9 protein-coding genes and 2 pseudogenes are annotated in these 11,463 nt (G+C 57.6%); 9 read left to right on the plus strand and 2 right to left on the minus strand.

Annotation, left to right across the window (positions count from 1 at the left end; all coding sequences use genetic code 11):
* The first annotated feature begins 120 nt into the window (after nt 1–120).
* From LB547_RS31895 to LB547_RS31920, 6 genes and pseudogenes are all read left to right on the plus strand, one after another.
* Nucleotides 121–1,302 (plus strand): M24 family metallopeptidase, encoded by a 1,182-nt coding sequence (locus tag LB547_RS31895; protein ID WP_064994943.1) that lies wholly within the window; start codon nt 121–123, stop codon nt 1,300–1,302.
* Between the two features lie 396 nt (nt 1,303–1,698).
* Complete coding sequence (locus LB547_RS31900; protein WP_084016100.1) at nt 1,699–2,976, plus strand: NAD(P)/FAD-dependent oxidoreductase; 1,278 nt, start codon at nt 1,699–1,701, stop codon at nt 2,974–2,976.
* A gap of 450 nt (nt 2,977–3,426) precedes the next feature.
* Nucleotides 3,427–4,140, plus strand: coding sequence for a hypothetical protein (locus LB547_RS31905; protein WP_064994929.1), 714 nt, complete (start codon nt 3,427–3,429; stop codon nt 4,138–4,140).
* Nucleotides 4,141–4,287: 147 nt separating this feature from the next.
* Nucleotides 4,288–5,283, plus strand: coding sequence for a succinylglutamate desuccinylase/aspartoacylase family protein (locus tag LB547_RS31910; RefSeq protein WP_064994928.1), 996 nt, complete (start codon nt 4,288–4,290; stop codon nt 5,281–5,283).
* Nucleotides 5,284–5,991: 708 nt separating this feature from the next.
* A pseudogene (locus LB547_RS31915) lies at nt 5,992–6,394 on the plus strand (IS3 family transposase); the annotation flags it as partial.
* 42 nt (nt 6,395–6,436) lie between these two features.
* Nucleotides 6,437–7,119, plus strand: a pseudogene (locus LB547_RS31920) (transposase); the annotation flags it as partial.
* Here LB547_RS31920 and LB547_RS31925 read toward each other — a convergent pair.
* Complete coding sequence (locus LB547_RS31925) at nt 7,055–8,545, minus strand: recombinase family protein (RefSeq protein WP_224656313.1); 1,491 nt, start codon at nt 8,543–8,545, stop codon at nt 7,055–7,057. The pseudogene LB547_RS31920 and the gene LB547_RS31925 sit on opposite strands and share 65 nt — an antisense overlap.
* Nucleotides 8,535–8,732: a hypothetical protein gene (locus LB547_RS31930; protein ID WP_064994942.1), complete on the minus strand. Its 198-nt coding sequence runs from the start codon at nt 8,730–8,732 to the stop codon at nt 8,535–8,537. Before LB547_RS31930 ends, LB547_RS31925 begins: the two co-directional genes overlap by 11 nt.
* Before the next feature lie 834 nt (nt 8,733–9,566).
* Here LB547_RS31930 and LB547_RS31935 point away from each other — a divergent pair.
* The 3 genes from LB547_RS31935 to LB547_RS31945 form a co-directional block, all read left to right on the plus strand.
* Nucleotides 9,567–10,451 carry a 3-keto-5-aminohexanoate cleavage protein gene (locus LB547_RS31935; protein ID WP_064994923.1) on the plus strand — a complete coding sequence of 295 codons (885 nt, stop codon included), beginning with the start codon at nt 9,567–9,569 and terminating at the stop codon, nt 10,449–10,451.
* Nucleotides 10,452–10,495: 44 nt separating this feature from the next.
* Nucleotides 10,496–11,206, plus strand: coding sequence for a hypothetical protein (locus tag LB547_RS31940; protein WP_181170840.1), 711 nt, complete (start codon nt 10,496–10,498; stop codon nt 11,204–11,206).
* 84 nt (nt 11,207–11,290) lie between these two features.
* Nucleotides 11,291–11,463 (plus strand): 3-hydroxyacyl-CoA dehydrogenase NAD-binding domain-containing protein (locus LB547_RS31945; protein WP_246676731.1); only part of this gene is annotated, 173 nt, incomplete at its 3' end.

The raw sequence follows: 11,463 nt of genomic DNA on the forward strand, positions 1-11,463 counted from the left end.
GTCTGTCGTAATGAAACTCTTGAAACGGAACACTTTGAGTTATCAAGGGATGAGGGCGTCGTAGCAAGGCCTAGACAGACTACGGCGTATCAGTTGCTCATCGCACAACGGGAGTACCAAATGACTACAGCTGAATTGCGATTTGAGGTCTCAGAATATCAAGAGCGCCTCGCCAAAACCCAAAAGGCAATGGAGCGAGCAGGGGTCGACTTGCTCATCGTCACCGATCCTGCAAACATCGGTTGGCTGACGGGTTATGATGGCTGGTCGTTCTACGTGCACCAATGCGCGATTGTTCGACTTGATGGGCCGCCGATCTGGTTCGGTCGCAAGATGGATGCGAACGGTGCAAGAAAGACGACCTATCTCGGCGAAGAGTGCATCAAGTTCTATGAAGACTACTACGTTCAATCTGACGACTTCCATCCAATGACCGTGCTTGGGCAGTTGATCACCAGTAGCGGATGGGGCTCGTCGACGATCGGCATTGAAATGGACGTGCCGTACTTCACCCATGCGGCTTTTGACGCCCTTGAGACGAGCCTTCCGAACGCAAAGTTCAAAAACACCACGCGGCTGGTGAAATGGCAGCGGATTGTGAAGTCTGCCCGCGAGATGGAATACATGCGCGGTGCCGGCAAAATCATCACTGCGATATACGAGCGCATCGAAGAAGTTCTTCGTCCGGGGCTAAGACAGAACGATCTCGTCGCTGAAATTTGCGATGCCGGTATCCGCGGTGTCGATGGATTTTGGGGTGACTATCCCGCCGCCTTTCCGCTCATTGGCGCTGGGGCGAATGCAGCGGCTCCTCATCTGACCTGGACTGATCGTCCTATAAAGCCACACGAGAGCATCTTTTTCGAATTGGCTGGCGTTTACAAGCGTTATCATGTCCCGCTGTCTCGAACGTTTTATCTGGGAAAGCCGCCCCGGAAGATTCTCGATGCCGAGAAGGCGATCCTTGAAGGAATGGGAGCTGGGTTTGAGCAGCTTCTTCCCGGCAAGACCTGCGAAGATGTGGCGTTAGCATTCTTCAAAGAACTTGCGCGACACGGCCTAAAGAAGGAAGGGCGAACCGGCTACTCAATCGGAATGGCCTACCCCCCTGGCTGGGGCGAGGCGTCGGCAAGCTTCCGTAAGGGCGATCACACGGAACTTAAGCCAGGAATGTGCTTTCATTTCATGTCTGGCCTCTGGTACGGCGACTGGGGTATCGAGATTACTGAAAGCCTCATGATAACCGACGGAAAGCCGGAAGTTCTGTCGAACAGCCCCCGCAAATTAATCATAATCGAATAATTCAGCTATGCATCGGCGACGTCGCCCCCGGTCAAAAGTTGGCTGTTCAACGGAGGGGTAGCATGCAGTCGGCTTGCAAAAGCGGGGCGGCGTCGCATCAGTGGCGTTCGGTAGAACTAAAGTGGGGAGCGCCCGCGCGGCTGGTAGCGGTGTCTGTGCCGGCACGACTCTTGGGAAAAACTGTACCAGCGGCCATACCTGGATTGCCACGTGCTCGCGTAGCGATTTTCGATAGTCATTCCGGCATTTCGGTGAGCCGATCTTGACATAGAGACCACCCCATCGATCCGGTCATTGCCTGTGTTCGTGCTCATACTGCTCGCCACCCTGGCCTCAATCCGCCCAAGCGGCTCAAACAGCTTCCAGCCGAAATGGATGCTTCTATAGGACCTCTCAATGAGCGACGTAGCTGACATTGTAGTCGTTGGAGCAGGAATGGTCGGGGCGGCGACCGCGCTCCAACTCCAGAGGCTTGGCCGTAAGGTCATTTTGGTTGATCGGCGGGAACCTGGATCGGAAACTTCTTATGGCAATGCAGGCGTTATTTCTGGCTTGAATATTCAAATAACAATCCCCAGGGAACCTCTGCAACTAGCGCAGCTTCTTCTGAACCGAGTACCGTATTTCCGTCAGAATCTATTTGCCCTTCCAAGCAATCTACCCTGGCTGTGGGCATTTTGGCGGGCGTCATCGGACTCGAATTTGTGGCGTATTGCCTTACAGTCTCAACCACTCTTCTCGACCGCGATTGCTGAGCACTTGTGCCTCGCGAGTCTATCACGTGCGTCTCACTTGCTGCACGATGTGGGATACCTTTCAATCATTCGGGACAAAACAAAGCTCAGTACAATCTCACGCGATAAGCGTTTAGCGCTTGCTTGTGATTATCCGTTCAGAATTATCTCGACGGAGGAGATAGCCGAACTGGAACCCTTTGTGAAACCAGGTGCGGCAGGAGGCCTGTATTGGCCCGGCACATATCATACGCCGGCTCCCGACCAACTTGCCAAAGCCTATGCGGAAGCGCTTGTGCGTTTCGGCGGTGAGTTCCGGCAGATGTCCGTCACCAATCTCGGGCGGCACAAAAGCGGTGCCTGGGATGTAGAGTCATTGAATGACACAATTCAGTCACGCAATGTCGTCATATCGGCAGGTCCATGGTCAAAGGGACTCCTGGAGCCACTCGGCTATAACTTGCCACTCGGCTCCAAACGAGGATATCATCTTCATTTTCGACCAAAAGACGGCGCGCACTTGACTCGTCCGGTAAAGGACGATGAGTATGGCTTTGTGCTTTCACCTATGAACCAAGGCATCAGACTGTGTGTTGGTGTGGAGCTGGATCACTTTGACGCGCCGGCAAGGGATATGCTTGTGCAAGGAGCCATTGGTCCTGCAAGAGAGCTATTCCCGATCGGTGAATCCTTAGACTCTACGCCCTGGCTTGGACGTCGGCCCACTTTTCCTGATCAATTACCGATGATCGGTGCAGCTCCTAACCACAAGGGCCTATGGTTTAATTTTGGCCACGGTCACTACGGTCTCACCCTTGGGCCAACTTCTGGAAAGCTGCTCGCTGAAATGATGGACAACAGAGTGCTCTCCATGGATCCAGTTCCTTTCGCGCCTCTTCGCTCGTTCCGACCGAGCGCCGCTCTGAAGTCAACGGGATAAGAATGTGGCCCCGTCGCGTCGTCGGCAGAACCGGCGGCACGTCGATGCGTCCGCGGAAAGCCGAAACGCGCGGCGCTTGGCGGATTTGCCTCGCTTGGCCCCTTCCACCCACGGAGGCGCCTCCAGTCGAACTCGCCGCGCCCGGTGCATCAGGCTTGCCTCGGTCAGCACGTCCGGTTGCTCTGTTAAGTGGCTAGCGAATCCGCAAAGCCATGATCTGGGCCAACGGAGAGTGGCAAGCTGGTAGCCGACAGAAATTCTTTGATCAAGCCGAAAGGATCAATATCAGAGGTAGCGATTGGAGAACGACTGAAGAGCCGCGGGGTACCCGCGAAGCGAGAAGAAGAAGTTTAACGGAACGGCCACAATGCCGCTCAAAGTACAACAGAACGTAAGGAACTTCGCCAGCTTGGAAGCGAACCCTTGAGTTCATTCTTTGGTGCTTCAACCATGATGTTTCAAAACCGACGTGCACTTGGAATTCTTGAGCTTGATGAAGGCGTGCAAGCCGAGAGTTCTTCGCTAGATCCGCGGCCCGGCGGCTTACTGAGCCCAACGACCTTTGATCACCCAATCGTGACGGAGCTCGTGGAGGGAGCATGGCCGGATATGGTCATTCGTGGTTACCCGTCGCTCGAAGGCGCGTGCGTGGCAGCCGCCACACGCTTGGTCGAACGAGGGGCAGCCGTGATTTCCTCTGACTGTGGTTTTTTCATCCGACATCAAGAGGCGGTCGCCGCTGCCGTCAATGTTCCCGTTGTGATGTCTAGCCTGCTCTTGGTTCCAACCTTGCTGCGACAGCTGGCGCATCCTCACAAGCTTGCCGTGGTGACCGCTGATTCAAGACATTTCGGGGAAGACCTGCTTAGGCTCGATAATCCGAGAGATCGGGCGAGGGTGGTCATCGGCGGCGTCGAAGGCGGCGAATTTCTCCGCAACGCTTTGATGCGTCCTGCAATCCGAACCGAAGTCGATCAGATTGAGAAGGAAGTTACCGCCTGCGTCACGCATCTTCGTGCTGAGCATCCTGAAATCGCAATGCTGCTGATGGAATGCACGGGGTTCCCTTATGTCACGAACGCACTCCGCCGCCATACGGGGCTACCCACCTATGACATTACGAACCTATGCCGGCTATCGCTTGCGGCCGTTTGCTCAGACTAACCTGTCTTCGCAAAGCGTTGCCTGGACGATTCGGGCGAAAGAGTAAGTCCATCGTGCGGTTAGATCCCTACAATATAAAAACTGTATTTGACGCAGCGAGAGTGAACCCCTAGCGTTCGCTATTTGGGTGCATAAGGTCGGCTGACAATGAGCGAAACACCATACCTGACGTTTGATCTCGACGCGCCTGGCATGTCCACGGGACATCTTGTTGTCCCCAAAGGCAACGACTGCGAAGCTATTTCGCTTCCGGTCTTCTGCCTCAATAAAGGGGAGGGACCGCGCCTCCTTGTCACTGGCGGAAATCACGGCAACGAATTGCAAGGGCCAATCCTGGCACGACGGCTTGTTGACTGGCTGCCCAAAGCGCAAACCTGTGGAAGCGTCATCATCGTACCGATGCTTAATCTGCCGGCGGTGCAGGCATGGAGCCAAAACTCGCCAATCGATGGCTTGAATCTTAATCGAGTGTTTCCCGGCCGCGCCGTCGGATCGATAACTGAACGCATTGCCGATGCGGTTTCGCGCCTGTTGTTGCCAATGGCCGACACGGTATTCGATTTGCACAGTTTCGGGCCGACATGGGATTTTCCACCAGCAGTCGTCACGCATCCCATTGGTGATGTGGATCTCATGGCCAAGACGCTTCAATTGGCAGAGGCATTCAAATTACCCGTGACATTGCTCTGGGAACACCCCGACACAAATGGAATGTTCGACACTTGGGCGCATAGCAAAGGCAAGGTATTCATTTGTACTGAATTCGGCGGCGGCACGGTCAGCTCCGAAGCGCTGGGGATCTATGAAAGCGGGCTACGCAACGCCCTAATCGCGCTCGGACTCGTAGAGGGAAAGGCCGAGTGTCCGACTTTCCGTCAACGGAAAGCCAGCAGGACACTTGAAACGCTCTTGTCTGACGAGCTGAAATCGCCGGCCCGCGGCATCTTCGAACCTCGCTGCTCCGTGCTGGATGAAGTGAAGCAAGGAGATCTCTTAGGGGTCGTTTATCCCGTGGAGTCACTGTCGGCTGATGCGATCGATATTCGCGCTCCCACTACGTCTGTCGTCTGCGCTGTAAAGTCTGGAATCCATGTCGACGTCAATCAAATGATAGCGATCCTTGCGAGGCCGCTCAAACCCTGAGCCTCAGTGCTGCACATCGATGAAAAATCAGCCGAGAATACTTGCGAGGGAGCCTTGGAACCGGGCAACCTATAGGAGGGCTCGTTGGAGATGAGACCTCGTCCGGCAACCTCACGAGAATTTTAACCACTGCCGGCTGTAAGGTCGGAGGGGCCAGCCGACGTGCATCTACAGATCGATCGCTGATAACAGGCTCTGGACTACGCTGGATAGGCCGTTTTGCGAACGCTAAGGGCTCAAAAGATAAAGGGTTGGATCTATTGATGACGAAGAGCGCCATGGCGCCGCCAAGACGCAACTTGCCGGGCTCGGCGTCGATTCACGCTTCCGCAGTGCCTATAATGCCGCCGGAATCATTCCTGCCAAGCATATTGCAAAGGCCACCATGGGTCATCAAACGACGCGATATCGAAGATTCGCCTCTGATCGAGTGCGTCGGGCACTTAAGGCGCCCGTCATTACAAGTTCGAAGCAAAAGACCATTGACTATCAATACCGATGGTGGCGTCACGGGCCGAAACGGTCGCCTTCAGAAAGGCGATCCGGGCGAGGGAATTAGGAATCAGCGGTTGAGGGAGCTTGTTCCTACACCCAAATTGCATACCGGAAAGACCTCCGTGACGAAAGCAAAAATCTACATAAATCAATTAGAAACGAGGAAATCAGCCAGCCAATCGCGGCCGATAAGTCTTGCTCGGCCGGCGCCAGACGATCCGGCGGGCCTGCCGGTTCTGAAGTTCGACACGTCGACCTATCACTACAAGTCCCGCCGCCGCGATCAGACCGGCATCGAGGCTCGGCTCAAGGACATTTGCGCGACACGCGTTCGCTATGGCTACCGACGTGTCCACGTGAGCTCATGCGGGAAGGGTGGGACATCAACATGAAGCCGACCTACCGCATTTACAAGGATCTGGGCTTGCAGCTCAGGAACAAAACACCGAAGCGCGAAGCTCCGGGACGGCCGCCAAGAGGGGCCCGAACGAGGTCTGGCGATGGACTTCGTCCACGATCAGCTCGCTACGGGCAAGAAGATCCGCGTGCTGACGGTCGTCGATACGTTCTCCGCTACGTGCCTGTGCTCGATCCCCGGTTCAGCTGTCGGGCCGAGACGTGGTCAGCGCTTTAGCAGGCTGTTGAAGAAGTGCTGGCGCGGCGGCTTTTGTCGTCGGATCACTTCTCGGTGGACGGGACGCTGATCGAGGCCTGGGCTTCGATCAAGAGCTTCCGCCGCAAGGACGGGGACGACAACGGCCCGGATGGAGCGGGGCGCAACGCTGAGCGCGGCTTTCATAAGGAGAAGCGCTCCAACGACACACACCAGAGCACGAGCGACCCGCAGGCGCGGCTCTACAAGAAGGGCGACGGGCAGCCGGCGAGGCTCTGTTATATGGGGCATGCGCTGATGGAGAACCGTCATGGGCTTGCGGTCGATGGTGGCATTACCCAGGCCAGGGGCACAGGCGAGCGTGATGCCGCTCTCGCCATGTTGTATCGCAGACCGTTGCGGCGGCGCATCACACTGGGCGCCGACAAGGCGCCTATGACGTGCGCCAGTTCATCAAGGGCCTGCGCGAGCGCAAGGTCACGCCGCATATCGCCGTCGGCCATCTGAGCAAAACCGGCAAGCCTCAAGTGACGGCGATCGATGACCGCACGAAGCGCCATCCGGGCTATGATGCCAGCCAGCGCTGCCGCAAGCGGATCGAGGAGGTGTTCGGCTGGATCAAAGCCTCGGCCGGCATGGGATGCGCCCGTGTGGGCGCGGCCTTCACCTTGAACTTGGCGGCCTACAATTTGGTCCGCTTGCCCAAGCTGCTGGCGGCTCCGATATGAGTGTCACCGGCCGCTGGCTGATCGTCGCGATGCCGACTATATCGGGCCGTCGCGGCATCATGCGCGGTGATCTTGCTCTCGATCTCACCGACACGGATGAGTGCCTGGTTCCAACGCGCTTCCAGTTCCGCCGCGACCAGCCGGTTCTCGGGATCGGCCGCGTCATATTGCCGGAAGGCCCGGTCGGCGGCGTAGCGGGCAGCTCAAGATCCCGACTGAGGGCGTCCCGGACCTGGTCACGACGATCGGCAGCTTGCGCCTCAGCTCCGGCAGCGGCAGCAATCGCTCCCGGCTCCACGACACGCAGGAGCGCTTCCTCAATCGCATCATCGACGCGCAGTCCCCCAAAGGCGATGCATTGCGGCTCACCATTGTCGAGCAGACCCCGCCAGCAGGAATAGCGCGGAATGTTGTGCTTGGTGCCCGTGTACCGCAGCGTGGGCTTGCGGCCGCAGCGCCGGCAGCGGACAAGCGCGGCAAGCAGAGCGTCGCCATGCTTGGGCGCCCCGTTGTCGCTCACCATCTTGCGGATCGCCTCTGCCCTTTCCCAACTGACATAGCCTTCATGGCTGTGTGGGATCAGCGCCAGCCATTCCTCGCGCGTCCTGCGTCGGATACCTGCTCGAACGGCGGATCGGCCAAATCCCGGCGCGACACGAGTTTTACCATAGGCGTAGGCGCCGCCGTAGATCGGGTTGTCGATCATGCGGTGGATGGTCGCATAGTTCGGCCTGCGCCAGACCACATCGCCGTTGTTGCGTTTGGCGGGCAAATCCAACCCATGCTCGAGGAACCACATCAAGGCCTGACGGGCGCTGCCGAGCTCAGCAACCTTGTCGAACACCAGGGTAATGGATTCCTGCACACGCCGATCAGGATCCTTCTCAAGACGATCGCCGACCTTCGCGAAGCCGACAGGAGCTGCCACGACGAGTTCACCGCGCCGGGCCTTCTCGTAGCGTGCGGAAAGGGAACGCTGGCGCAGAAGATCGAGCTCATACTCGTTGAGGCTCCCCTTCAGCCCCAATAGCAGCCGATCGTTGCCTTGCCGCGGCGCATAAACCGTCTCCTGGTCGACCAGCACGGTGTCGACGACGCGGCACATCTCGATGAGCTGCTGCCAGTCGCGGCTGTTACGGGCAAACCGAGACACTTCTCGCGCCGCAACCGCACCGACCTTGCCGAGGCAGGCCTCGGCGACCATCCGGTCGAAGCCGGCACGCGCGACGCCGCCGGCGGCAGAACGGCCGAGATCGTCGTCGATCGTCTCTACGCGAGACCAGCCAAGCGCCGTCAGGCGATCGCGCATCGCATACTGAAGCATGCTGCTCTCACGATTGTGCAGGACCTGATGGGCTGACGACTGCCGCACATACAGGATCGCTTTACGCTCCAGATGCTGCGGCCCAATCTTCTCATGCATCATGATCCGCGCACTCCCGTTGTACGGCACCCTCGCCGTCGACGTGCCCGAGGATCAGGCTGACCGTCAGCTTCGTCACTGATCGGCGCGTCGCGGCCGGCAGCGCCTGCCATTGCGGCGTCTGCCCCGTGTTGGCGTCGTTCGGCTTCAAGAACAGATCGAACTGGTATGTCGTGGGCTGGCGCGGCATGGACATCTCCCCGATTCGCGTGAGAGCCCAATGCTGCGCCCATCTCCGGCGATTGCGATGGGGCTCCGGTGTCGAGGAGCAGCTTCGCCAGGGTGCCCAGCGCGGCAAGGTCGACGTGCGGAGCAGTCGTGATGCGCCAACTCTTACTGAGGATCCGATCGAACATCCAAGCCGGGACCTCCAACCACCGATCCGAGGCTTGGCCGAAAACGCTACAGCAGAAGACTGCTGCGTCATTCCGATCGATCACTTCGTGAATATGGACTTGGCTACCCACCCAAGGATGCCATCGTAGAGAAGCTCGCGCTCCGGGCCGGTCCCGTGGGTGTTGCGTCGCTGAGTTGTTCAACGAGGTGCGCCCCCATGGCGCAATCGGGCACAAGGTTCCGATCTCGTTGCTCAATCCCGATGGCGCCGTCAGCCCGCCATCGTGAAACAGCCGGAAAACTCCACCTTCCGGCGGTCCAAAGAATGGTATCGGATCAAATCAGCCCGGAAGTTCCAGCCTGGGCGATCCAAAGACGGGGAGCAGCTCAACAAGGAGAAGAGTCCAGCTATGAACGAGGGCTCATCGGGGGCAACCTGACGTCGCCTGATTTCGTTCAAACGCGACGCGCTTTAGATCTCCGACCAGCGTCCGCGCACAGTCATCTCGCATCCAGATGATCGGCGGCGACAATCAATATTTGACCAATACGTGACGCACGTGAAGAATACGCCAGATTTAATGATCGGCCGCCATGCCTATCCTTCCCTTGTGTGACCACTCGGTAGCACCATCGAGTGTGTTGGCGCCAGACTAAACAATTAAGAGATACCGAAATAGGATTTCTGATGTCCCGGAAAGTCATTGTCACCTGTGCGGTCACCGGAGGGGGGGGCGCGGTTCTTGCGAAGCATCCAAATATCCCCAAAACGCCATCGCAAATCGCGGAAGCTGCACTGGAAGCTGCAAAGGCTGGGGCTGCGATTGTGCACATTCACGTCCGTGAGCCTGACACGGGAGCCCCATCAAACCGAATTGAGCTCTATGAACAGGTTGTTAAGAAGCTTAGGGACGCGGCGACGGACGTCATCATCAACTTAACCTGTGGAATGGATGGTGAACTTGAACTTGATTCTTTGAATCCTTTAAAAATAAGGAAAACTAGCACACTTAAGGACGCAATTGGACGCTGCTCCCATGCCGTCAAACTTCAGCCAGAGCTTAGCACCCTAGATTGCGGAACGATGGCTTTTGGTGAGCGGATTTTTGTTGCGCGTATGTCCGATCTGCGACAGATGGCGGCACTCATGCGCGAGGCTGGTGTCAAGCCCGAGCTCGAATGCTTCGATTTAGGCCACATCGAAGTCGCTAAGAAACTCATCTCCGAAAACATAATTGGCAGCCCGCCCCTTTTCCAATTTTGCCTCGGCACAGGTTATGGCGCTCCCGCTGTGCCGAGCGCTGTGCAGGCGATGCGTGAGATTCTCCCTTTTGGGGCAGTCTGGGGCGGATTTGGCTGCGGGGCAGATGAAATGCCGATGGTTGGACAGTTGGTGCCAATGGGTGGGCACGTTCGGGTGGGTTTGGAAGATAACATCTATCTCCGACGAGGGCTGCTGGCATCCAATGCCGAGCTCGTAGACAATGCGGTTGGGATCATTGAGCGCATGGGCGCCAGCGTCGCCACGCCTGCCGAAGCACGGTCAATTCTCGGCGTCAAAAAGCGCGGATGACCGCACTGGGGTATCCCATGCAGCGAACGATGATGGAGGCCAGAATGACGTCGCAAATCGAGAGCTGCCTTGGAATTCTGGGTTTGGAACCTGCCTTGCCACCCGGCGTGACGCCGCCGGCGCCGCCGTCCGGCTCGCTGTTTAGTTCAGCTACTTTCGACTTTCCCGTCATATCAGAAACCGTCGAAGGAGCTTGGGCGGATGTTGTCATGCTGGGCGAACCTGCGCTCCAGCCGGCTTTTGTGACAGCAGCTCGGAGGCTCGTAGAGCGGGGCGCGGTCGTAATCACCTCGGACTGCGGCTCTGCTGTCCGGCATCAGGCGGCGGTGGCTGCGGCTGTAAGCGTCCCGGTCGTAATGTCCAGTCTGCTCCTAGTGCCGACGCTGCTCCGCCAACTGCCCCCCAAAGCCAAACTCGCTGTCGTCACAGCTGATTCACGAGTGTTTCGAGATGATTTGCTTGGGCTCAGTGATCAGGCCGACCGGGATCGGATCGTCATCGGCGGCATTGAAGGCGGTAAGATTTTGGAAAACGCGTCCATGCGTCCGCCGCAACCGACCGATATCGCCGACATTGAGAATGATGTGGCAGCTTGCGTCGCCCGGCTCCGCGGCGCACATCCGGAGATCGCTGCGTTACTGTTCACGTGCACTGGATTCCCGCCGATAACGCCGGCAATCCGTCGTATGACAGGGCTGCCTATCTACGACATCACAACCATATGCCGGATGACGCTTGAGGCCCTTGGCGCCTAATGTTGTCATCGCTTCAGGTTCTTCGGGTTTTCTCGCAGCCCACCTGAGAAGTCACTCTCCAGATCCATTGATATGAGGTAAACTATGCGCGTCGCATGCATTGGCACAGGAACCATAGGCGCGAGCTGGGTGGCATTGTTCATTACTGGCACGCATGAGGTGACCGCATGGGACCCGGCACCGGGTTGGCAGGATCGTCTATTGGCCGCCCTCGACCGCTACGAGCCGCAATTGCGAGAGCTTCAAATGCCAACTGT

The organism is Mesorhizobium sp. B264B1B, assembly GCF_020165765.1.
Lineage (GTDB): Bacteria > Pseudomonadota > Alphaproteobacteria > Rhizobiales > Rhizobiaceae > Mesorhizobium.